Below are 22,128 nucleotides of genomic sequence, written 5' to 3'. Positions count from 1 at the left end.
TTTATTTATAATGTGACATCAATTCCAAATGTAAAAATTCGTGGCATAGGAGTGTTTCCTGATTCAGGATCCCAACCGGACCATTTTGTGAAAGTTAGCAGGTTACGTCCACTCAAATATACTTTACAATGTCCTACTTTCAGATTTTTGAGAATATTTTCCGGGATATTGTATGCTATGGATAAGTCTTGCAAACGTATAAAACTACTCTTTTCATAAATGTTATATCCAGGTGTGTTTACCGTATTTAACCGTGTATATTTGTTTGTCGGGTTTTCCGGAGTCCAGTAAGGCAATGCATAACTGTTGGCTCTGTCCTCGACATTAGATGTGTTGCTCAATAGACTGTTCGCTCTCCAATGTCCTAAATCTGCACGGATGAAACAAGAAATCTGGAAGTTTTTGAAAAGAGTAAAGTCATTTCGAAGCCCTAAACGGAAGCGTGGCTTTGTATAACCTTGAAATACTTTATCTTCCTGAGTAGACACACCGTCTCCATTAGGATCGTATAATTTGACATCGCCAGGAGCTTTCCCGAATGATTTAGCCAATTCTTCTTCTCCAAGCTGGTAAATACCAAGGAATTTGTAATCCCATATCCGATCTATTGATTGTCCGATAAACCATCCATTGTCGATATCATCACCTTCTCTTTGTCCGATAACATTGCCATTTTCGTCTAAAATGTTGATTGTTTCTCCATATAGATGTTTGATCTTGTTTCTATTAAATGAGAACGTTAATGTCGAGTTCCAACTGAAATCCTTATTTTGGATATTGTAGCTATTAAGAGTCATTTCAAACCCTTTGTTTTGCAATTCTCCCATATTAGACATTACATTGTCGTATCCAATAATTGTCGGTAGGCTGCGTTTTAACAACAAGTCATTTGTAATCATGCTATAATAATCGACCGAACCATTTAACCGGCTGTTTAAGATGGAAAAGTCCAGACCTAAGTTTAAAGCTTTAGTCTTTTCCCATTTTAGATATTGGTTCGCCAGTGAACTGCTGTATATACCTGAGACTAATGTGCTTCCAGTCAGGTATTTGTTTGTTTCAAGTTTTGCCAATGCATCATAAATCCCTATATCCCGGTTACCGTTTATTCCATAAGAGGCTCTGACTTTGAGATTATTTATCCATTTGATATTGAAGAACGATTCGTCTGATAAATTCCAGGCTAAAGCTCCGGATGGAAAAGTCGCGTAAGGATTTTCCATACCAAAGGCAGAATACCCGTCTCTACGAATAGATAGAGTTAGGAAATAGCGGTTCATGAGTGTGTAATTCAGACGGCCCATTATTGCGGTACCGGTCGAATAAGTATCTTCGTTTTTTATAGTTGGTGATCCTCCCGCCCCTAATTGATGGAAACTTAATGCTTCACTGGGTGTGAAATTTACATTTTCACCGGTATCTTTCCATGTTTGTTTCTTTTCTGCATTATATAAGAATGTTGCATAAAAATCATGAACTCCAAAAGTTTTTTTCCATGAAATGATGTTGTCTATTTGCCATTCGTAAAGTGAATAATTGATACGCTGCCCGAAGCCTCCTGTTTTGTTGCCACTTGGGATGCTTGACGGATCATAGTAATAATTTTTTTGCCAATCATAGCGATTGATATAAGAAACTTTGTAACTAAAACCGAATGGCAGTTTCAGGTCGGCATACATGGTGGCAAACAGATTTTGGGTGACATTGAATTTATCCCGTTCTTTGTATAAAAGAAATGGGTTTTGTTCAATACCTGAATCGTCATGAGGATACCATTTTAGTTCTCCGTTTTCATCATAAGGTTGTCCCAAAGGACTCTGGCGGCTTATATTCGATAATTTGATGGCTTCATTACTCTCATCTTTGTTGCTAAATTGAGCATTGATTCCCACAGTCAAAAATTCGGCAACTTTGGTATCTGCATTAATTCGGGAACGGATTGTTTTATACTCATCTCCCTTTATATAACCTTGATTGTCCGTATAGCCTAATGACCAGTAATATTTAGTTTTGCCAATGCCTCCGGATATGTTGACATTGTAGTTTTGCCTTAATCCAGGACGTGTCGCTTCTCCATACCAATCATAGGCATTCCCATTCAGATAGTTTTGTTGTTCGATATCACGCAAATTCAGACGTGTCATCCAAGTCAGAATTGGATCGGACTGATATGAGGCATCGTAATTTTGCCAAGTATCTACGTCAATGCCTTCCGGTAACTGATTAGGATTGTTATAATATCCTTCTGGCTTGTCTGGATTTATTCTGCGTTGGAAATCTTGTCTGCGTTGGATGAATCCAGATAAATCATTCGGTTTGATTTCGTTGGTAAAATCTGTTAAACCCAGTTGTGCGGAAAAATTTATACTCATTTTTTCCCCTTTGCCTTGTTTGGTATTGATGATTACAACACCAGCGGCAGACCGTGAACCGTATACAGCAGCAGAGCTGGCATCTTTCAATACGTCTATAGTTTCGATATCCGATGGATTGATGTCATTGATAGAACCATTGAAGATGACTCCGTCCAATACAATCAAGGGTGAATTGTTGGCTGAAAGTGAAGCGGGACCTCGTATTTCCATTTCACTAGCTCCGGAAGCAGAAGTCCCGATGTTAGAGTTAAAACCGGCAACAGTTCCATTCAGCATATCCAATACGTTCGTACTTTGCTGAGTGGCATATTTATCGGCTTTTACCTGGGCGATGGCCCCGGTAAGGTCTTTTTTCTTTACAGCTCCGTAGCCGATTACGACAACTTCCTCCAAGGCTTGCTGATCTTCTTGCAAAACCACTTTTAATATGGATTTCCTGTCAATTGTGATTTCTTGCGTGTTGTAGCCGATATAAGATATTTGCAAAATATCTCCCTCGCTTGCTTCCAGGCTGAATTTGCCGTCGACATCGGTAATAGTGCCGGTTGTGCTACCTTTTACTAAGACGTTAGCTCCGATGACAGATTCTCCTTGTGTGTCGACGACCGTTCCGGAAATAGTTTTGATCTGTGCTTTGAACAAGGCAATGTGCTTATTCGATATACGAAAAGAAATATTTCTTTTGCTGCGGAATAAGTTTCGCAGCAACTCGTTTAGATCCATGCTTGTTCCCTGGATAGAGGTTCTTTCGTTTCGGTCGATCTCGGATGTGTTATAAACGAATTTGTATCCGGTCTTTTCCTCTATCTCATTGAAAATCTCTTCATATGTTGCATTCTGCTTATTCAGAGACAGTTTTACTGCTTGTGCATGAACGAAGGTAATGTTGACGAACAAAAACAGTAAAAGAAGTCCTAAAAGATTGATTCCGTGTTTGAAAATTCTTTTTAAAGAGGAATAATGTTCCTCACAGGTAAAATCCTTTGGATTTTGCCTGATAAATAAAATTTTATCCATAATTTTGTATGTATTAATTTTTAAAATTGGCAGGTGTGTCATCTGCCGATTAACAATGTAGAATTTGGGAATGGTCGCAACATTCCCAATTCTTTTTGTATGTCTCTCTATTAATTAAATCTTGTTTTTCATGTACTGTCCATAATCGTTTGTCTTTGTGGTTTAACATTCTGTATTTATTGCAGGAAAATTTCTCCTTTCCTTTTTTCTATTTTGTATCTGGCTGAGATTTGCAAAACTGATAGTATTTCTTCCAATGTCTCTTTCTCTGTGAAGTTGGCATTGAAAGTCTGTTTTTTCAGGTTTTCGTTTTGAATATGTATTTTCACATGGAAAGCCCGTTGTAACTCTTGCATGATATCTGCTAATGAACTGTCTTTAAATTTAAAAATTCCAGTAACCCATGATATCGTATTTTCTGGGTGTACAGTTGAAATACTCAGCTTGTTATCCGATTTAAGGAAAACTGCTCGTTCACCAGGTAGCAGTATCCGGTCTGCCATTTGCGATTGATTCGTGTATTTATACAACCCGATTTTTCCGGTAAGGAGAGTGATCTCAGTTTTTTCCGGTTCTGCGTCAACATTGAATGTTGTTCCTAATACTCGTATTCCGATACCATCGGTTTGGACGATAAAAGGTTTCTTTTCGTCTTTGCGGACTTCAAAGAATGCCTCCCCTTTTATTTCAACCTGTCGGACCTGTTCGCTGAACTCTCTCGGATAGCGCAGGCAAGCGTTTGCATTTAGCCAAACTATACTGCTGTCTGGCAATGTGATTTTTGTTTTTGCATCGGGAACGGCTATCGTTTCATAATAGACAAGTTCTTGTTCCGGCTCTTTGTCGGTCAGCAGAATGCCGGTAACCAATAGGAGGGCGATGGAAGCAGCAATAGACAAATATTTCCATGCAGAGTTTTCTTTACCGGTATAAGAAATGATGACAGGCCGTTTAACTCTGTCTGATAAACGGTCGGACATCTGCTTTTCATCAAATGGCAAAGATTTGAAGCGTATGCGCTTTGTCAATGATTCGAGTTCTTTATTGTTTTGTTCATTTTTCATTTTATTCCGGTAGCTTTATAAATAGAGATGACAAGTAAAGTAAAAAACTCCTATTCGGGATGCAAAAAAATATTATGTTATTTGACTATCCTCTTGTGTTCTTTTATGTTATAAGTAGGATGTTTTATCTTGTTTGACAGTTGTGGTACGCTTATTCTATATTTGGAAGACAAGCGTTCGACAGATGTTAAACAAGCGTTTGAATAATGACGGACAAAAAAGAAGATGGTTGGTTTGGATTAAAAGAAAAGCTGTTTGATTTTATGTTATATATAATATTATGGAACGATCCCGGAAAAGGGTAACTGATAGATGATGGATTTTTTAACGGGCAAAATCAAACTCATGAGAAGAAACATTTTTACCTTTAGGCAGTGTCTTGAAGAAATTTTAACTACATTTACTGACTAATTAATGAAAGGACTGTATCTGAGATGGAAGGGGAGAGTATCATATCTCTTTTTGGAAAAGTAGTGAAGGGAGATGAAGCAGCGTTCCGGTTATTGTTTGAAACTTATTCCCGGCGTCTGTTCCATGTGGCTTATTACTATCTGAACTCTCGTGAGCTGGCCGAAGAAGCTATTCTGGATGTTTTTACTGTCATTTGGCAAAAGCGGGAAACGCTGTCCCATGTAAAAGAGCCGGAACGCTATTTGTATATATCGGTGAAAAACCAGGCTTTGCATTATCTGAGAAGGGGGTGTGTACAGGAAAAGGATTCCTTTTCTTTGTATGAGATTGAGTTGATCCCAGATTCGGATACACCGGAAAAGAGTTTGATGGATGAAGAATACCAAGTACTGGTCCAGCAGGCGATTGATTCCTTGCCGCCGAAATGCAGAGAGGTTTTTCGTCTTGTTCTCTCCGATAAATTGAAGAACCGGGAAATCGCTGATGTTTTGGGAATCAGTGAAAAGACAGTGAATATACATATCGCTAAGGCGTATGAACGTATTGCGGAGTTTGTGAATCGCCGGTATAAGGAGGGTAGTATTAAATGATACAGCCCTCCAATGAAGTCAGAATTTAAACTTGATCAACACTCCTTTGTGGTCCGTCGGCCAAATGTCTGCCGGAGTTGAGAAAGTATCTTGGCTGTCCTCTTCGACACGTTGGCTGCGGATAATGGAGGACTTGGGACCGACGATGACGGCGTCTTCCACTTCCCAACCGGTTGCCGGTATATAATAGATAAAATCGATGCGGTCGCGTTCATCCGCTTCCGGCGCCCAGGTCAACCGTTCGACTGGCATCGCCGGATTGTCCGAAGGGAAGGTAAAGCCGGGATGGGTGATCGGATTCGGATATTTGACGCGATAGGCATCGCGGAAGCCGGCTTCGTATAATAATTTGGAGCAGACCCAATCGACTACCGCCCCGTTGTGATCCCAAAGCCCTTTCGTCTCTTCCGTCCAATCCAAGTGCGAAGGTTCGTTGAAGTCACCGCCCAAGATTACGAAATCGGCATCTGACTTTGTGGCGTCTTCTATCACGAGCCGAATGGATTCGTCACGCAAAGATTCGTTATTGGCTTTTTCGATTTCAGCCTTGTCCGTTACCGGGGCTTCCAGTTTCTTCCATGTCACACCGCTGTATCCACGTGGCAGGTAACAGGCGTAATGCGTATAATCCAAATGCCCTGTATAGGCTACTACCTGTTTGCCGTTCACATCCAAACGGGTCCTTAATACCCGGTCTTTATGCGGAATGTTTTCCGTTTGTTCCAGTATGGGGTATTTGGACAGCAGTGCGACATCCAGCGAACTGCCTTGTCCATAATAGATTTTCCCTCTTTCGCGCAAAGCGTCCAGCATGCGGGGAACGAACAACGCGCCTTCCTTGTTGCTGGCTTCGCTGAACATTACGATATCCGGATCTATCCGGGCCACTTCATCCGCAACGGCCTCGAAGCCGTTTTTGACGACTGTTCCTTCCATCCAGATGTTCAAGTGCAATACTCTCAACTCTTGTTTCTCTTTCGTGCAGCTGCCGCAGACCAGCATGAGCAGCCATAGCCAAATATAAAAACGTCTCATTGATATTTTCTTTCATTAAAAAAAGTCCCCGAACTTTTATGAGATCCGGGGACTTTTATGTTATTTGATTTCTTTCTCTTCCATCATGTCCAGTTCGTTCTTGTCGGAGTCGATGAATTTATACTCCAAGAAGCCCAGACTTTGATTCGGAATCACTTTAATACCCATCGAGTATTTCAGTTTCCATTTCCAACTGAGCGGGAATTTTCCGCTCTTGATAAATGCTGCAACATAAGGATGTACGTGCAGGGCGAATTTCTTCACGTTGTGTTTGTTGACCAAGCAGTCGATCTTTCCTTCCAGGCTGTCGGTAAACAGGATAGAGGGTTTGATGGTGCCTGTGCCGAAACAGGTCGGACAGGCTTCGGATGTATCGACATCCATTGCCGGACGGACACGCTGGCGGGTGATCTGCATCAGGCCGAATTTGCTCAGTGGCAGAATATTATGTTTTGCCCGGTCATTAGCCATCGCTTTCGTCATATGTTCGAACAGTTTCTGCCGGTTGGCAGCTTCGGCCATATCGATAAAGTCGACTACGATAATACCACCCATATCGCGCAAGCGTAATTGACGGGCAATTTCGTCTGCTGCTGCCGTGTTCACGTCGATAGCCGTTTTTTCCTGGGCATCGCTGCCTTTGGAGCGGTTCCCGCTGTTTACGTCGATAACGTGCATGGCTTCCGTGTGTTCGATAATCAAATAGGCTCCACTTTTGTACGTGACGGTGCGTCCGAATAGGGACTTGATCTGTTTGGTGATTGCAAAGTTGTCGAAGATGGGGAGTTCGCCGGTATACCGTTGCACGATCTCTTCCCGTCCGGGAGCAATCAGGCTGACATAATCGCGGATGTTGTGATAGATGTCCGCATCGTTCACATAAATGTTCTGAAAAGAGGGGTTGAAAATGTCACGCAACAAAGCCACTGCTCTTGCCGTCTCTTCGTAGATGAGTGCAGGAGCTTTTACTTTGGTGATCTTAGGAATGTTCTCTTCCCAACGTTTCAGTAATGTCTTCAATTCATGATCGAGTTCGGCAACGCGCTTTCCTTCCGAAGATGTGCGTACGATTACGCTGAAGTTCTTCGGCTTGATACTTTGGATGAGTTGGCGTAGACGGGCACGCTCTTCGCTCGATTTGATTTTTGTGGAAACCGATACTTTATCGGCAAACGGTATCAGCACGATGTATCTTCCGGCAAAAGAAAGCTCGGAAGTCAGCCTGGGACCTTTTGTTGAAATCGGCTCTTTGGCGATCTGCACCAGCACTTCCTGTCCGACTTTGAGCACGTTGCTGATGCTTCCGTCTTTTTCGATTTCGGGAAGCAACTGCATTTTAGAGATAGTGGGGATTTTTTTATCTCCTTTTTGTTCTCCTAATGCTTGTTTGAGGAATTTCTGCTGGGTGTTGAAATTAGGACCTAAGTCCAGATAGTGAAGAAATGCATCCTTTTTATAACCTACATCAATGAAAGCAGCGTTCAAACCCGGCATCAGTTTCTTAACCTTGCCCAGATATATATCGCCGACGGCAAAAGAGACATTACGGGCTTCCTTTTGGAGCTCGACAAGGTTCTTATCCTCCAGTACGGCTATAGATACCTCTTTGGGTTGTACATCAACTACTAATTCACTAATCACTATAAAAAGAGGTGTTTAAAATGTGAGACCTTATTAAATACGCAAAGAACAAACTTAAAAGGTCTCTTATTAAGTTTGTTCTTCAGAGTTACTCAAATAGACTTATTTCTTCTTATGTCTATTCTTCTTTAGTCTCTTTTTGCGCTTGTGCGTAGACATCTTATGTCTTTTTCTTTTCTTTCCGCTAGGCATTGTTTTAAAATTTTAAATTAAACTATAATAACTAAATTACTTTACTTCGTTCAAGAAAGTCTTAGCCGGCTTGAATGACGGAATGTTATGTTCCGGGATGATGATCGTAGTATTTTTTGAAATATTACGAGCAGTCTTCTGGGCTCTCTTTTTAATCACGAAACTTCCAAAACCTCTCAGGTATACGTTTTCGCCCTGAGACAATGAACTTTTTACGATATCCATAAAAGATTCTACGCTGTTCAACACTGTCTGTTTGTCAATGCCAGTGCTTTTTGAAATTTCGCTAACAATATCTGCTTTAGTCATGTCTATAAATTAATTAAATAATTGATTTGGACCTATTAATTTTTTGGAATGCAAATATATAGCTTTTTATTTAAGTGGAAAAAGAATTGTCAGCCAAATTTTAAGAAAAAAGTTTCCTTACAATTCGTTAGAACTGTGTATGTTTGCAGTAATCAATTAGTTGCAAGTTTTGAAGAGGCAAAAAAGAACCGTATGTCGCAGATAGAAAACGAATTAGAAACCAGCCGTTTGTTGCGTGACTGGTATCGGATACATAAAAGGGAGCTGCCCTGGAGGGAGTCTTCCGACCCTTATATCATCTGGATATCCGAGATAATCCTTCAACAAACACGGGTGGCACAAGGGATGGACTATTTTCTCCGTTTTACCGAACGGTTCCCGGATGTGGCTTCGCTGGCTTCGGCGGAGGAAGACGAGGTGTTGAAATATTGGCAGGGGCTTGGTTATTATAGTCGCGCCCGTAACCTGCATGCTGCGGCAAAAGATATTATGGAACGTTTCGGTGGGATATTTCCTGAACGCTATGAGGATGTGATCTCTTTGAAAGGGATAGGAGAATATACGGCGGCGGCCATCGTTTCCTTTGTATGGAACCAGCCGTATCCAGTCGTGGACGGGAATGTCTTCCGAGTGCTTTCGCGCCTGTTTGCGGTAGATACTCCGATCGATACGCCCAGAGGGAAAAAAGCCTTTACGGAACTGGCAGGCTTGGTGATGGACCCCCGGTATGCCGGGCAACACAACCAGGCTATAATGGAATTGGGCGCCTTGCAATGCGTGCCGCAAAATCCGGATTGCGAAGCTTGTCCGTTGAAAGGGCACTGCGCTGCTTATGGGGCGGGCGATGTGCAGACCTATCCGGTGAAACAGAAAAAGACCAGGACGCGTGACCGGTATTTTCATTATTTATACATTATATATAAAGGAAAAACCTGGCTGTCCCGCCGGAAAGGGAAAGACATTTGGGAAGGACTCTACGAGTTTCCGCTTATCGAAACGGACAAGGCGATGGATTTTGCAGAGTTGCAGACGACGGATGCTTTTCGTCGGCTGTTTGCAGGAGCGGGCCGGCTGAATGTTTCGGCTGATTTGCAGGGGGTGAAACATGTCCTGTCCCATCAGATATTGTATACGGCTTTCTACCGGATAGAGATAGAGCGGGAGGGCGATGCCCTGAAGTCTTACCTTCCTGTGGCGACTGACGATGTGGAGAAATATGCGGTTCCTCGCCTGATACATATTTATTTGGAGAAATTAGAAGGAAACTTGTCAGAATGACTGAATTTGTGTTTCTTTGTAGACTAATAAAAGAATAGAGCTATGTCATTGAATAAAGTTATATTGATCGGTAACGTCGGACGCGATCCAGAAGTACGTTACTTCGATAGTGGCGCTGCTGTTGCCAACTTCCCGCTTGCAACTTCCGAGAGGGGTTATACGTTGGCCAATGGTACGGTTGTTCCGGAACGTACGGAATGGCACAATGTGGTCGTTCGCCGTGATTTGGTTTCCTTCGTTGAAAAATGGGTGAAGAAAGGTTCCGGACTCTATGTGGAAGGCAAGATCCGTACGCGTAGTTACGACGACCAGTCCGGCGTGAAGCGGTATGTGACGGAAATCCATGCCGACCGTGTCGAATTTTACAGCACAGGTTCCGGTACGGGAAATCGTGACAATGCTTCCGGTACAGGAATGACGGCGGCACAGCCTCAGACCGCCCAGCCGTCCACCGGATACCAGCAGGCGACGGGCTACCAGCAACCCGCATCCGGACAACCGGACACATCTTTAGATTCCAACAGTGCGGACGACCTTCCGTTCTGATATTGTTTAACTAATACTGTTCCCCTTGGACTCAGACTATTATTTATCGGGCTTATTCGACCAGGTTACTATACAGGCGCTCACAGCAGGCCCTGTAATAGCGTTAAGCCTTGCAATTCTTCTGCTGTTGGTTTCCGGCTTTGTGTCGGCTTCCGAAGTGGCATTTTTCTCGTTAACCCCGGGTGATATCAACGACATCCGGGAAGAGAATGCACCTTCAGACCCATTAATCCAGCGTTTGCTGGACCGTTCCGAGTACCTGCTCGCCGCTATCCTGATAGCCAACAACTTTGTGAATGTGGCTGTCGTCATGCTTTGTACCTACGGTATCAACGCGATCGTCGATTTCTCATCCGCCCCGATGTTGGGCTTTATTCTGGAGACGATCGTCCTGACCTTTCTCCTTTTGTTGTTCGGCGAGATCATGCCGAAGATTTATGCACAGAAAAACTCGCTGCGGTTCGTGCGCAGTTCGGCCCCTGTACTGAATGTCGTGGAGCGTGTCTGCCGGCCGCTTTCGAACATATTGGTCACGTCGACCAGCGTCATCAACAAGGCGTTAGTCAAGAAGAAGTACGATCTTTCGGTCGACGAGCTTTCCAAAGCATTGGAACTCACTTCCACCGAAATGCCGGAAGAGAAAGAGATGCTTTCGGAGATCATCAAGTTCTACAACAAGACTGCCGACGAGATCATGACGCCCCGCCTGGATATGGAGGATATCGACATCAAGACGAGTTTCCGCACCGTGGTCGATTTCATCATCCGATCCGGTTATTCCCGTATTCCGGTTTATGCCGATTCGGAGGATAACATCAAGGGAATCCTGTATATCAAAGACCTTTTGCCGTATGTGGAGAAGCCTGACACGTTCCGTTGGCAGAGCTTGATCCGTCCGGCCTATTTCGTGCCTGAGACGAAGAAGATCGACGATCTCCTGGAGGAATTCCGTACCAGCAAGATCCATATGGCGATCGTGGTGGACGAGTTTGGCGGAACTTCCGGTATTGTGACGATGGAGGATATCCTGGAAGAGATTGTCGGAGAGATTTCCGATGAATACGACGAAGATGAAAAGCAGTTCATCCGCCTGGCGGACGGCAGTCTTATTTTTGAAGCCAAGATATTGCTGACCGACTTTTTCCGTGTGATCGATGCCGATCCTACCGAATTCGGCAAACTGACGGAGGAGGTCGAAACTCTTGCCGGCCTTCTGTTGGAGATCAAAGGCGACTTCCCTCGCCGCCGCGAGATCATCGAATATGACGACTATCGTTTCCAGGTTCTGGAGATCGATAACCGCCGTATCCTGAAAGTCAAGTTCAACCGCATTTCGGACCAAGGAAAGGAGCGGCAAGAGGAGTAATGCGTATGTCAACCGGTATAGTGTGTGGGGGGCTGTTGGCCTTGTGTGTTTCCTGTACGGAATATACACCGAAGCCGCGCGGCTATTTCCGTATCGAACCGCCTGCCCCTTCCTACCAGGCACTTCCGGTAAGGGATTTACCTTATACTTTCCGGCTTTCCAGATGGGCAGAGGTGGAGTTGCCTCCGGTCGGGAATCCGGCAGGGTGGATCAATCTCTCTTATCCGCAGTTGAACGTGAAGCTCTATTGCAGCTATTTCCCTATCACTCCGGCTACGCTGGGCAGGGCGGAGGAGGAGTGTCGCGCGTTGGTTGTCCGGCAATCGAAATATCCGGAACGGATCAAGATGCAGGCGTACAGCAATCCGGAGGCTTCGGTTTATGGTTCGCTTTTCATGCTGGATGGCGAATCCGCTTCGCCATTGCAATTTATGTTGACCGACAGTGTCTCGCATTTTTTCCGGGGAGCTTTGTATTATGATTGTATCCCGAATGCAGATTCGCTGGCTCCCGTCACCCGATATCTGAAACAGGATATCGTAGAACTGATCCAATCTTTTGAGTGGAAGAAATAATGCCTCTCCTGATGAAACATACCGGTCCGTTGTGGGGAATCTGGAAGATCGAGGAGTCTTCCGAAGTGCTTCTGTCCCTTTTGCGGAACAGGGAAGAATATCTTCCGCAGCTGGAGCTGATCCGTACGGAGCAGCGTCGCCGGGAATGGCTTGCCTGCCGTGTGCTTTTGCAGGAGCTTACGGGCGGCCCGGTCTGCGTAGCCTATCGTCCGAACGGTGCGCCTTACCTGTCCGGCTCGTCTTTGCATATCAGCATTTCCCATACGAAAGGTTATGCCGCCGTTCTGTTGCAGAACCGTCCTGCCGCCGGTATCGACATCGAATACCATTCCGGGAGGGTGTCGAGGATACGCAGTCGCTTTATGAATCCGGAAGAAGAGGCGGGTATCGACAAAGAGCACGAGACGGAGCACTTGTTGCTTCATTGGTGTGCAAAAGAGACGCTTTTCAAGATGATCGGGCAGGAAGAAGTCGACTTCCTTCACCATCTGCATGTCCGTCCGTTTCCCTATGCGGAAGAAGGGAGTTTCACCGTCTATGAAACCCGTACGGAAGAAGGGGCGGTTTATCGGTTGGACTACCTTGTCACCCCCGATTTCGTATTAACCCGGAGTTGAATTGTTTTTTTCAGTATCGGTATATATATCCTAACCCATAGGGTTATGCCTTCTAATGCTATGGGTTAGGAGTCGTAAAGCTATGCTTTATTTCTGCCAGATTTCCCAAGCCGCGAATGCTTGTAGCAGGAGCATTTCAAGGCCGTTCTTGACGACGGCTCCTTTTTCTTTCCCTTTCTTCATGAAGAGAGTTTCATCCGGGTTGTACAGAAGGTCGTACAACAGATGGTCCGGGGTGAGCAGGTCGTAAGGAATGTCGGGACATGCGTTGATATTCGGGTACATGCCTAACGGGGTCGTATTGACGATGACGGTGTACTGCTGCATTGTCTTCGGAGTGATTTCTTCATAGGTGATGCAGTGCTCTTTCGGTTTACGGGAAACCAGCGTGGCGCCGACACCCAATTGTTTTAATCCTTGGAAGACTGCTTTTGACGCACCACCCGTTCCCAGGATCAAGGCTTTGCGATGTGTTTCGTTCAGGAGCGGTTCGATGGAGCGCTTGAAGCCGATGATGTCGGAGTTGTAGCCTTTCAGTTTTTTGCCGAAGAGGCCTTTCGTAAATTTGATGACGTTGACGGCTCCGATCAAGCGAGCGTCTTCGTCCAGGTCATCCAAGTAGGGAATGACTTGTTCCTTGTAGGGGATGGTGACATTCAGACCGTTCAATTCCGGGTTCTCTTTTAATACAGTCTTCAGATCTTTGATGTTCGGGATCTCGAAGTTCAGATAAGTTGCATCAATGTTCTCGGATTCGAACTTCTGGTTGAAGTAGTTCTTTGAAAAAGAGTGTCCGAGGGGATATCCTATTAAACCATATTTTTGCATGACCTGTAAATTTAAGATGATTTATACTGTTGGGGTGGTTTGCGAACCGCCCTTGCTGCCCGTGTATAGCGAACAAATGCCGAAGGTGAAAGTGTGCGAACGGGCTTCGCTGAAACCTACCCGGCTGAGCAGGTCGGTCATGACCTTCCCTTGTGGAACGACTTTGATGGAGGCCGGCAGGTAACTGTAGGCTGTATGCTCTTTTGATAGCAGGCGCCCGACGGTAGGGATCACGACTTTCGAATAGATGTTGTAGAGTTGCTTCATCGGGAAATGTACCGGTGAGGACAGTTCCAGGATCATCAGATGGCCCCCCGGCTTCAGAACCCGGTACATCTCGGTGATACCTTGTTCTATGTTTTCGAAATTCCGTACTCCGAATGCGGCGGTGACGGCGTCGAACGAGTTGTCCGGATAGGTCAGTGCCGTGCAGTCCTGGTATTCGAACGTGATGTGGTCCGACAATCCCGCTTCAGCGACTTTCTGCCGTCCGACTTCCATCATGCCCTCCGAGATGTCGGCCCCGATGATGCGGTCGGCTTTCAGGCGGCGGTGCATGGAGATGGCCAGATCCCCCGTGCCTGTGGCGATATCGAGAATTGAGGCGGGAGAAAAAGGACGCAGGAAAGCGATTCCTTTCCTGCGCCATATTTTGTCGATACCCAGCGAGAGCGTATGGTTCAGCTGATCGTATGTACCGGCGATGGAGTCAAACATGCGCCTGACTTGTGTCGTTTTGTGCTCCTCGTTGTTGTAGGGTAGAATCTGTTCTGAACCGTACTTCGCCATATCCGTTTATCTTATTTGTTGAGATATTCGGTTACGTTCTTTTCGATACGGGAAAGGAGATTGTCCGTATCGCCTTTTTCGAACTTCTCGCCTGTGATGTGTTCATACAGTTCGATATAACGTTCGCTGATACCGTCTACGATAGCCGGAGTCATTTCGGGAACTTTCTGGCCAGCCTTGCCTTGGAAATCGTTTTCCATCAGCCATTCGCGGACAAACTCTTTGGAGAGTTGCTTCTGCGGTTCGCCTTTGGCAAAACGTTCTTCGTAGCCTTCGCTGTAGAAATAGCGGGAAGAGTCCGGTGTATGGATTTCGTCCATCAGGTAGATCTTGCCGCCATGCTTGCCGAATTCGTACTTTGTGTCGACAAGGATCAAGCCGCGTTCGGCAGCAATTTCCGTACCGCGTTTGAAGAGGGCGAGCGTGTATTTTTCCAACAGTTCGTATTCTTCGGGAGTGGCCAGACCTTTAGCCAGGATTTCTTCCTTGGAGATGTCGGCATCGTGTTCGCCGATCTCGGCTTTTGTCGTCGGGGTAACGATCGGTTCGGGGAAACGTTCGTTTTCACGCATGCCTTCCGGCAGTTTTACACCGCAGATTTCACGCACGCCGCTCTTATAAGCACGCCATGCACTTCCGCAGAGGTAGCCGCGTACGATCATTTCAACAGGAAATCCCTGGCACATCACGCCTACGGTCACCATCGGATCGGGAGTAGCCAGTTTCCAGTTCGGGCAGATGTCGGTAGTTGCATCCAGGAATTTGGCTGCGATCTGGTTCAGCATCTGTCCTTTGTAAGGGATACCTTCCGGCAGGACTACGTCGAATGCCGAGATACGGTCTGTTGCAACCATCACCAATACATCGTCGTTGATGTTGTACACATCGCGTACTTTACCATGATAGACACTCTTCTGTCCTGGGAAATTGAAGTCTGTTTTTGTTAATGCCTTCTTCATATCTTTGTTTTTATGGGGCGCTTATCGGGCGTCCTGACTGTTATTAATATTGTTCTTTATCTCTTCTTGCTGTTCCTTGGAGACGGTTCTCGAACCGCCTTTGCCATGCTTGCTGTCGAATTTGTCGTAGGCTTCGACGATACGTTGGACGAGTTTATGGCGGACAATGTCCTTTTTCTCGAATTCGACTTTGCCGATTCCCTTTACGCCTTTCAGGATTTGCATGGCCTGTACGAGACCGGAGGTCGCTGTCGGCGGCAGGTCGATCTGTGTCACGTCTCCGGTAATGATCATTTTTGCATTCATTCCGAGGCGGGTGAGGAACATCTTGATCTGGTGGGTCGTCGTGTTCTGCGCTTCGTCGAGGATGATGACCGCATCGTTCAACGTCCGCCCGCGCATGAAGGCTAGGGGGGCGATCTGGATCACGTTGTTCTCCATGTATTCCTTCAGCTTGGCCCCGGGAACCATGTCTTGCAGGGCGTCATACAGAGGTTGGAGGTACGGGTCGAGTTTGTCCTTCATCTCGCCGGGGAGGAATCCTAATTTCTCACCGGCCTCTACTGCCGGACGGCTTAGGATGATCTTGCGGATTTCTTTGTTTTTAAGTGCTTTAACGGCGAGGGCTATGGCGACGAATGTCTTACCTGTTCCGGCAGGGCCCGTGGCAAAGACGAGGTCGTTTTCTTCGAATGCTTTGACTAGGCGTTGCTGGTTTTCCGTGCGGGCGACGATCGGTTTGCCGTTCATCCCGTGAATGATCAGGTTCTCTTGTTTGGTGATCACCGGGGCTTTGCCTTTGATGATGTCCAGTATGACATCTTCGCTCAGCGAGTTGAATTCCTCACAATATTTTTCTACCTCGCGAATTTTCTTGAGAAAGAGCTCCGATTCGTCTTCGTCTCCTATCACTTTCATCACATTTCCCCTTGCCACAATGCGTAGCTTGGGGAACAATGTCTTGATCAACTGCATGTTGACATTGTTTACTCCGTAGAATATAACCGGGTCTACGCTCTCAAGAATATAAATTCGTTCAATCATTCAATTTGTTTTAGTTTTGCCTTTGTCGCGAGTTTTCTACCACTCTCGTTCAGGCAGACAAAATTAGTAATATTCTTTATGTAAAGATAAATTGTGGGGCATTTTGTTGTCTCTTCACGAAGATTATTTGAACATTTCTTGCAGGTGCCATCCTTCCTGGCGGCAATCCCAAACGGCATGGATTTCGATTAGTTCGTCGGTAACCGTGTAAATCAGCTTGTAATGTTTTTCGACGACAAGGGAACGAAATTCACAATCATATCCTTTCAGTAACGGTTCGATAGGGCCCGCTTGCGGAAAAATGCGTAAAGGTTCGGCAGAATCCAATAGTCTGTTGTATAAACGGATAGCTGCGGTCTGGCTTTTTTCACTGTAGAATCTGTAGATGTTGTCAAGTAAGGTAATGGCTTGAGGTAACCACTTTATTATTATTCGCATAGTGGGTATCGTTTACGTAATTCTTCCGTTGTCATACCTAATCCTTTTTTGGATTCTTCTCTCGATTTCTTCAACACTTCCTTTAATTCGTCCAGCGTCATCTGTGCCGGATAGCGCGTTTCTTTCTTTTCTGTTGCTATGCTGATCAAATTTTTGATCTGTGTCAACAGTTTTACATCGTCGATCGTTTTCAGTTGTTCGATAAGTGACAGTTTTAATTCCAATGCGTCCATACAATTAACTATTTGGGTTTATATTCAGAATTCACAAAAATAGTCATAAATATTTTGAAATCAGTGAATCTTGGTTACTTTTGTTTCCGCTAAAAGAAAAATGATGAAAAAGATAATATGTAGTATCGGGTTGATAGTGGCTGCTTGCTCGGTGGCAGTGATATGTTCGTCTTGTGGAAAAAAGGAAGAACGCGGAGAGTTGAAACGTATCTGGTATAACGGAAGCTATAACCGCGATTTCAAAGACCTGAACGATGTACATCTGGCCGAAGCGAAACGTATCGGCATCAAACCGGCATCGAACCGTGAAGAAGCGGAGAAAGTAAAAAAGGAGATGGAAGAGATCGAAACCAATGAGTATTATGAAGTGGAAAAGCTGACGCATTCCATCCCATATCTGATCCCTTCGGCAGCACAGTTGCTGGAAGATATCGGGCATAATTTCCAGGATTCCTTACGCAATCTGAATGCTTCGGTCTATAAAATCAAAGTGACCAGTGTCACCCGTACGGTCGATGATGTCAAGAACCTGAAAAAGAGAAATACCAATTCCTCCCAAAACTCGGCCCACCGCTACGGAACGACTTTTGATGTCTCCTGGGCCCGTTATACCAAAGTAGACGAGAGCGATACTCTGAATATCGACAAAGACCGGTTGAAAATGGTATTGGCAATGGTTTTGCGTGATTTGAAACGGGAAGAGCGTTGCTATGTCAAACACGAACGCAAGCAAGGTTGTTTTCATATAACCGTCCGGGAAAAGAAATAGAAAGAGACAACAAACGGCTTACTGATCGAATGGACAAAAAACTACTGAAATACTGGAAAAACTGCCTGCTGGATGCCGAACGAAGGAGCAGGTCGCTAAAGAAAGAAGCGCGGGTTACATTGCGGATAGGTGACAAGGTTCCGGAATTTATACTTCGCAAAGACATTCCCTTGCTTTTCCCGAAAGGGAAGCAAAAGACGGATGACGAGAAACGTAAAATACAGATTGCTCCTTGTGTCTTTCTTCCTGAGTACGAAAACGGGTGGGCTTCCGGACAGAATACTCCGGAGTACCCCTTCCTGATTTCCGCGACATTGTTGCCGGACGGCACTTTTCAGGTCTGCGACAACAAGTCTGAACGTATTCCGGTTTTTGTCCGTAAGTTTTTGTCTCCGAATGCGCGCAATGACAGAACGATTGCATCCCTTTCGAATGTGGACCGGCTCTTGAGCGAGTTCGATACCGAAGAGACGGACTGGAAGATATATTGGAGTGCCTGCGAAAAACTGTTCCAAGATGCGACCGGCTTGACTTTCCGGGAAATGAATTATGCCGACAAGCCTGAAATCATTGTCGTGAAAGCTCCCGGACGAGGAATGGCACAAAAGATCATCAACTTGTATGACAAGCTATTGGAAAGTAAATCTTCCCATCCGTTACTGGAACTTCTGATCCGTAAAAAGCTGGAAACATTGCTGCCTGTGCCGGATAGACAGCAAGTTTATTGCAATAAAGACCATTGGGCACAGATGAGCGGCGAGTTTCCGCTGTCCGTCTCCCAGCGTGAGACGCTTGCCATGTATACGGACCCGGACAGTTCCGATATCTTTGCCGTTAACGGACCTCCGGGAACAGGCAAGACGACCTTTTTACAGACGGTGATTGCCAACCGGATCGTCCATGCCGTACTGGAGCATCCTGATGATCAGGATATCATCGTAGCCAGTTCCGCCAATAACCAGGCGATTACCAATATCCTGAAAGATTTCAAGATCGAACAGCCTTCTGGCGATAAGCCTGCAAACCTGTTGACTCTCCGCTGGCTGCCCGGTTTGGATACGTTGGGATTGTATCTGTCAGGCAAAGACGAACAAAAGGATCAGTACAAAATGATGTTCAATACGAAAGGTGAAGGCTTTCCGAATGATTATGACGATCCTGCCCGGTTGGAAGAATATCGCGGGTTCTATCTGGAACATTTCAATCGTTTCTTTCAGACATCTTGCCGGGATGAAGTTGCATGCCAGCGTTTCCTTCGCAGGCAAATGAGGAAGATGCGGGATGAGATTGGAACCTGCTTGAATGTTGCCAGTCTCAAACAATATGGAAAAGAGATGGCGGATAAAGGTTTTCTGAGTAAACTGCTCCGTAAATTTCAAAAACATCCAAGCTATGAAGATGTGATATGCGGCTGGGAGCAGACGGAAGATTTTAAGGCATGCTATGACAAGTTGGTTGCCAATCCGGAATACAATGCCCTTCCTTATACGGAAGATATGGCGGTGCGGCTGGATATCAGTTACCGCTATCTTTTGTTCTGGTATGCCATCCATGACCGGGAAGCCGAGTTCATCCGCCGCTTGGCCGGATGCGATAAAGAGGGGGAGACACGTGGCCGAGAGGATTACACCGAACGGTTGAAGCGTTTGGCCTGTGTGATGCCTGTTTTTATTTCGACTTTCCATTCTTTGCCGAAATACATGGTTTGTGCGGACAATGGGGAGTGGGATGCGCCGCTCTATGATGCGATCGATTTGCTGATTGTGGATGAATCGGGGCAGGTATCTCCCGAACTGGCAATTCCGTCTTTCAGCCTTGCCAAGCAAGCTATTTTAGTGGGAGACGTGGAACAGATCGAACCGATATGGTCCATCTCGGACGAATATTCCAGTATTAATCTGAAACGTTTTGGCTTAGTATCCTCCGAGTCCGATGATCGGTATGCGTTTCTGCATGAAAACGGTTTCTTGTCTTCGTCCGGAAGCATCATGAAGATGGCGCGGAAGAGTTGCAGTTTCGAAGTCGCCGGTGAAAGAGGCGCTTTCTTGACCGAACACAGGCGTTGTCTCGATCCTATCATTGCTTATTGTAACGACTATGTGTATCACGGCCGTTTGCTGCCGAAGAAAGGAAACAAGGTGAAGTATAAAGACTTGCCGCCTAAAGGGTATGTCCATGTAAACGGAGTCAGTGAAAAAGGGGCGACGGGCAGTGTCTTGAACAGAGCGGAAGCGGCAGCAATCGTCTCTTGGCTGGAAACGGAAAAAGATAAGTTGGAAAGCGCTTACAAGGAGCCGATCCGTAAAATAGTGGCTGTAGTCACCCCATTTAAGGCGCAGGAAGAAATCATCCGTAGTCTTGCGGAACAGTCGCCGGAGGCAGAAGCGTTTGCCGGTATGACGATCGGTACTGTTCATTCTTTGCAGGGAGCGCAGTGTCCGGTCGTGATCTTTTCATCGGTCAATTCTCCCGGTGATGCTTCTTTTTTTATGGAGCAAGGTGGAAAGTACAATATGCTCAACGTGGCTGTTTCGCGTGCGCAGTATCATTTTCTGGTGTTCGGGAATATGAATATATTCCATCCCGAACGAAATACGCCCGTCGGTAACCTGGCAAAATGGTTGTTTGACGATCCTGCGAACGAAGTGTCCGGCAATTTCATCTATCGGCAAAAGGAACCGCTTTGCCGCTACCAGCCGGCCGAACGTTTATCGACATTGAAGGAACACACCGGTTTGTTGCGGCAAGCCTTTAAAGATGCGACAAAAAGGTTGCTGATCGTATCTCCTTTTATATCGATCCAGGCGATTGAACATGATAATCTTATTCCTCTGATGCGGGAAGCGGTAGAGCGGGGTGTGGAAGTCGTGGTGTATTCGGATTTCCGCTTAGATTGTGACAAACAAACCGGTGTGTTGCGGAAGGAGGCCGTTGCCGGACGGAAGGCTTTAACCGAAAACGGTGTTAAGTTGATTCTGTTGAAAGGCATTCATAATAAATCGCTTGCGATTGATGATTCAGTATTGGTGGAAGGTTCCTTTAACTGGCTTTCTGCACGTAGAAATGGGAGTTATTCCCGTCATGAATGTTCCGTGAAACTGATTTCTCCAGAAGCAGCGAAGCATATTTCAAACTTAAGGAAGGAGTTAGGTGCAATAGAACCGGAATCCGTTCTTTTCGAACCTATTCCTGTCTCTGTAACGAAACAGGAACAGGTCGGGAATAAGATTTGTCCGAGTTTCTTTGATGCCGATCCGGTAAACAACTGTACGGATGAAGATCTGGCCGGTTTCAAAAAGCGTATCCGGCAATTGGGAATCAAGAAAACGGACGTATCCGAGTCGATAATGAGAGTTCGTAAACAATATCCCCGTCATTATGAAACATGGTCGGATGAGGAATGCCGGATATTACAGGATTTCATGCAAAAGACGAATGATCTGAATCTGTTTTGTTCCTGCTTCCAACGGACTCCAGGCTCGATCCGTATAAAAGTAGAAGGCATGAATCAGAATTAGCGCTTGGCTTTCCTGATTCATACCTTCTGTATTCTAATATTTGATAGAGACATTATAAGATGCCTTCGATCACTTTGCGAAGTTCCGGTTTACCCATCGTGCCGAGCATCATTTCTTTATTCCCGTCCATGCGGCAGAGGAGCAAAGTCGGGATCGTCCGGATCTTGAAAGCAGCTTCCAGTTCTTCTTCGTTGTCTACATTGACTTTATAGATGTAGAGTTTTCCGTCGTATTCTTTTGCAAACTCATCGAGTATCGGCTCCAGACGTTTGCAATAGCCGCACCAGGGAGCATGAAAGTCTACGATACAAGGTTTGTCGCCTACGTATTTCCAATCTTTGGGGCTTTCTTCGAAGTTTCCTACTCGCTGTATAAATTCCGTTTTTGTTAATTCAATCGGTGTCATGTTGTTTCCTTTTATTATTAATAAAACAAAGATAGTGATAATATGGTTGCATTGTAAATGGCAATATTGCTTATATAGTTATCAATATTCCCCTTCTGCCGGCATTAAATGAAAAATATCTGTATTTT

At 45.4% G+C, this 22,128-nt stretch carries 20 protein-coding genes; 8 read left to right on the top strand and 12 right to left on the bottom strand.

Going from position 1 to position 22,128, the window contains the following annotated elements; genetic code table 11:
• Window positions 1-5: 5 nt before the first annotated feature.
• Window positions 6-3,434 (bottom strand): SusC/RagA family TonB-linked outer membrane protein, encoded by a 3,429-nt coding sequence (locus NQ542_RS08815; RefSeq protein WP_005636188.1) that lies wholly within the window; start codon window positions 3,432-3,434, stop codon window positions 6-8.
• A 134-nt stretch (window positions 3,435-3,568) separates the two neighbouring features.
• Window positions 3,569-4,456 carry a FecR family protein gene (locus tag NQ542_RS08810; RefSeq protein WP_005636190.1) on the bottom strand — a complete coding sequence of 296 codons (888 nt, stop codon included), beginning with the start codon at window positions 4,454-4,456 and terminating at the stop codon, window positions 3,569-3,571.
• A 434-nt stretch (window positions 4,457-4,890) separates the two neighbouring features.
• Between NQ542_RS08810 and NQ542_RS08805 the strand changes: the two genes are divergently transcribed.
• Window positions 4,891-5,457, top strand: a complete 567-nt coding sequence (locus tag NQ542_RS08805) for an RNA polymerase sigma-70 factor (RefSeq protein ID WP_005636195.1) — start codon at window positions 4,891-4,893, stop codon at window positions 5,455-5,457.
• A gap of 18 nt (window positions 5,458-5,475) precedes the next feature.
• Here NQ542_RS08805 and NQ542_RS08800 read toward each other — a convergent pair whose 3' ends face one another.
• The 3 genes from NQ542_RS08800 to NQ542_RS08790 form a co-directional block, all read right to left on the bottom strand.
• Window positions 5,476-6,492 (bottom strand): endonuclease/exonuclease/phosphatase family protein, encoded by a 1,017-nt coding sequence (locus NQ542_RS08800; RefSeq protein WP_005636197.1) that lies wholly within the window; start codon window positions 6,490-6,492, stop codon window positions 5,476-5,478.
• A gap of 60 nt (window positions 6,493-6,552) precedes the next feature.
• Window positions 6,553-8,133 (bottom strand): Rne/Rng family ribonuclease, encoded by a 1,581-nt coding sequence (locus tag NQ542_RS08795; RefSeq protein WP_005636200.1) that lies wholly within the window; start codon window positions 8,131-8,133, stop codon window positions 6,553-6,555.
• A 228-nt stretch (window positions 8,134-8,361) separates the two neighbouring features.
• The gene (locus NQ542_RS08790; RefSeq protein ID WP_005636204.1) at window positions 8,362-8,634 is read right to left on the bottom strand and encodes an HU family DNA-binding protein; all 273 of its coding nucleotides are present in this window, start codon (window positions 8,632-8,634) and stop codon (window positions 8,362-8,364) included.
• 192 nt (window positions 8,635-8,826) lie between these two features.
• On the opposite strand from NQ542_RS08790, the gene mutY reads away from it, so the two are divergent.
• Genes mutY through NQ542_RS08765 form a run of 5 tightly spaced genes read left to right on the top strand, consistent with a single transcriptional unit; the run spans window position 8,827 to window position 13,016 of the window.
• Window positions 8,827-9,912, top strand: a complete 1,086-nt coding sequence (gene mutY, locus NQ542_RS08785) for an A/G-specific adenine glycosylase (protein ID WP_172676536.1) — start codon at window positions 8,827-8,829, stop codon at window positions 9,910-9,912.
• Between the two features lie 42 nt (window positions 9,913-9,954).
• Entirely contained in the window at window positions 9,955-10,458 is a 504-nt protein-coding gene (ssb, locus tag NQ542_RS08780; protein ID WP_005636208.1) for a single-stranded DNA-binding protein, read from the top strand.
• A 25-nt stretch (window positions 10,459-10,483) separates the two neighbouring features.
• Window positions 10,484-11,824, top strand: coding sequence for a gliding motility-associated protein GldE (gene gldE / locus NQ542_RS08775; protein ID WP_005636210.1), 1,341 nt, complete (start codon window positions 10,484-10,486; stop codon window positions 11,822-11,824).
• Window positions 11,824-12,399 carry a gliding motility lipoprotein GldD gene (gene gldD / locus NQ542_RS08770; RefSeq protein ID WP_005636212.1) on the top strand — a complete coding sequence of 192 codons (576 nt, stop codon included), beginning with the start codon at window positions 11,824-11,826 and terminating at the stop codon, window positions 12,397-12,399. The genes gldE and gldD overlap by 1 nt, the downstream gene beginning before the upstream one ends.
• The gene (locus NQ542_RS08765) at window positions 12,399-13,016 is read left to right on the top strand and encodes a 4'-phosphopantetheinyl transferase family protein (RefSeq protein ID WP_005636214.1); all 618 of its coding nucleotides are present in this window, start codon (window positions 12,399-12,401) and stop codon (window positions 13,014-13,016) included. The genes gldD and NQ542_RS08765 overlap by 1 nt, the downstream gene beginning before the upstream one ends.
• Before the next feature lie 87 nt (window positions 13,017-13,103).
• Here NQ542_RS08765 and NQ542_RS08760 read toward each other — a convergent pair whose 3' ends face one another.
• The 6 genes from NQ542_RS08760 to NQ542_RS08735 all read right to left on the bottom strand — a co-directional run bounded on the left by NQ542_RS08760 (window position 13,104) and on the right by NQ542_RS08735 (window position 17,307).
• Window positions 13,104-13,844: a shikimate dehydrogenase family protein gene (locus NQ542_RS08760; RefSeq protein WP_005636216.1), complete on the bottom strand. Its 741-nt coding sequence runs from the start codon at window positions 13,842-13,844 to the stop codon at window positions 13,104-13,106.
• Window positions 13,845-13,865: 21 nt separating this feature from the next.
• Window positions 13,866-14,633 (bottom strand): bifunctional demethylmenaquinone methyltransferase/2-methoxy-6-polyprenyl-1,4-benzoquinol methylase UbiE, encoded by a 768-nt coding sequence (ubiE, locus tag NQ542_RS08755; protein ID WP_005636218.1) that lies wholly within the window; start codon window positions 14,631-14,633, stop codon window positions 13,866-13,868.
• Between the two features lie 11 nt (window positions 14,634-14,644).
• The gene (locus NQ542_RS08750) at window positions 14,645-15,592 is read right to left on the bottom strand and encodes a phosphoribosylaminoimidazolesuccinocarboxamide synthase (RefSeq protein WP_005636219.1); all 948 of its coding nucleotides are present in this window, start codon (window positions 15,590-15,592) and stop codon (window positions 14,645-14,647) included.
• Window positions 15,593-15,613: 21 nt separating this feature from the next.
• Window positions 15,614-16,636: a PhoH family protein gene (locus NQ542_RS08745; protein WP_005636221.1), complete on the bottom strand. Its 1,023-nt coding sequence runs from the start codon at window positions 16,634-16,636 to the stop codon at window positions 15,614-15,616.
• Window positions 16,637-16,759: 123 nt separating this feature from the next.
• Window positions 16,760-17,074: a type II toxin-antitoxin system RelE/ParE family toxin gene (locus NQ542_RS08740; RefSeq protein ID WP_005636222.1), complete on the bottom strand. Its 315-nt coding sequence runs from the start codon at window positions 17,072-17,074 to the stop codon at window positions 16,760-16,762.
• On the bottom strand, window positions 17,065-17,307 hold the full coding sequence (locus tag NQ542_RS08735) for a hypothetical protein (RefSeq protein ID WP_005636224.1): 243 nt from the start codon (window positions 17,305-17,307) through the stop codon (window positions 17,065-17,067). Before NQ542_RS08735 ends, NQ542_RS08740 begins: the two co-directional genes overlap by 10 nt.
• Window positions 17,308-17,407: 100 nt before the next feature.
• Between NQ542_RS08735 and NQ542_RS08730 the strand changes: the two genes are divergently transcribed.
• Window positions 17,408-18,076, top strand: a complete 669-nt coding sequence (locus tag NQ542_RS08730; RefSeq protein ID WP_005636226.1) for a DUF5715 family protein — start codon at window positions 17,408-17,410, stop codon at window positions 18,074-18,076.
• 29 nt (window positions 18,077-18,105) lie between these two features.
• Window positions 18,106-21,594, top strand: a complete 3,489-nt coding sequence (locus tag NQ542_RS08725) for an AAA domain-containing protein (protein ID WP_005636228.1) — start codon at window positions 18,106-18,108, stop codon at window positions 21,592-21,594.
• A gap of 52 nt (window positions 21,595-21,646) precedes the next feature.
• On the opposite strand, the gene NQ542_RS08720 is transcribed toward NQ542_RS08725, so the two are convergent.
• Window positions 21,647-22,000: a thioredoxin family protein gene (locus NQ542_RS08720; protein WP_005636230.1), complete on the bottom strand. Its 354-nt coding sequence runs from the start codon at window positions 21,998-22,000 to the stop codon at window positions 21,647-21,649.
• Between the last annotated feature and the right edge of the window lie 128 nt (window positions 22,001-22,128).

This window comes from Parabacteroides merdae ATCC 43184 (assembly GCF_025151215.1).
GTDB classification, from domain to species: Bacteria; Bacteroidota; Bacteroidia; order Bacteroidales; family Tannerellaceae; genus Parabacteroides; species Parabacteroides merdae.
Note: the sequence above shows the minus strand (reverse complement) of the source record. Positions and strands in the feature narration are given on the sequence as shown.

What these genes read in the sequence shown, in the direction of transcription:
- ubiE (WP_005636218.1), bottom strand. Translation starts at nt 14,633, where the DNA reads ATGGCGAAGTACGGTTCAGAACAGATTCTACCCTACAACAACGAGGAG.
- NQ542_RS08800 (WP_005636197.1), bottom strand. Translation starts at nt 6,492, where the DNA reads ATGAGACGTTTTTATATTTGGCTATGGCTGCTCATGCTGGTCTGCGGC.
- ssb (WP_005636208.1), top strand. Translation starts at nt 9,955, where the DNA reads ATGTCATTGAATAAAGTTATATTGATCGGTAACGTCGGACGCGATCCA.
- NQ542_RS08810 (WP_005636190.1), bottom strand. Translation starts at nt 4,456, where the DNA reads ATGAAAAATGAACAAAACAATAAAGAACTCGAATCATTGACAAAGCGC.
- NQ542_RS08815 (WP_005636188.1), bottom strand. Translation starts at nt 3,434, where the DNA reads ATGACACACCTGCCAATTTTAAAAATTAATACATACAAAATTATGGAT.
- NQ542_RS08745 (WP_005636221.1), bottom strand. Translation starts at nt 16,636, where the DNA reads ATGATTGAACGAATTTATATTCTTGAGAGCGTAGACCCGGTTATATTC.
- NQ542_RS08790 (WP_005636204.1), bottom strand. Translation starts at nt 8,634, where the DNA reads ATGACTAAAGCAGATATTGTTAGCGAAATTTCAAAAAGCACTGGCATT.
- NQ542_RS08750 (WP_005636219.1), bottom strand. Translation starts at nt 15,592, where the DNA reads ATGAAGAAGGCATTAACAAAAACAGACTTCAATTTCCCAGGACAGAAG.
- NQ542_RS08730 (WP_005636226.1), top strand. Translation starts at nt 17,408, where the DNA reads ATGATGAAAAAGATAATATGTAGTATCGGGTTGATAGTGGCTGCTTGC.
- gldD (WP_005636212.1), top strand. Translation starts at nt 11,824, where the DNA reads ATGCGTATGTCAACCGGTATAGTGTGTGGGGGGCTGTTGGCCTTGTGT.
- NQ542_RS08805 (WP_005636195.1), top strand. Translation starts at nt 4,891, where the DNA reads ATGGAAGGGGAGAGTATCATATCTCTTTTTGGAAAAGTAGTGAAGGGA.
- NQ542_RS08735 (WP_005636224.1), bottom strand. Translation starts at nt 17,307, where the DNA reads ATGGACGCATTGGAATTAAAACTGTCACTTATCGAACAACTGAAAACG.
- mutY (WP_172676536.1), top strand. Translation starts at nt 8,827, where the DNA reads ATGTCGCAGATAGAAAACGAATTAGAAACCAGCCGTTTGTTGCGTGAC.
- NQ542_RS08765 (WP_005636214.1), top strand. Translation starts at nt 12,399, where the DNA reads ATGCCTCTCCTGATGAAACATACCGGTCCGTTGTGGGGAATCTGGAAG.
- NQ542_RS08760 (WP_005636216.1), bottom strand. Translation starts at nt 13,844, where the DNA reads ATGCAAAAATATGGTTTAATAGGATATCCCCTCGGACACTCTTTTTCA.
- NQ542_RS08720 (WP_005636230.1), bottom strand. Translation starts at nt 22,000, where the DNA reads ATGACACCGATTGAATTAACAAAAACGGAATTTATACAGCGAGTAGGA.
- NQ542_RS08725 (WP_005636228.1), top strand. Translation starts at nt 18,106, where the DNA reads ATGGACAAAAAACTACTGAAATACTGGAAAAACTGCCTGCTGGATGCC.
- NQ542_RS08740 (WP_005636222.1), bottom strand. Translation starts at nt 17,074, where the DNA reads ATGCGAATAATAATAAAGTGGTTACCTCAAGCCATTACCTTACTTGAC.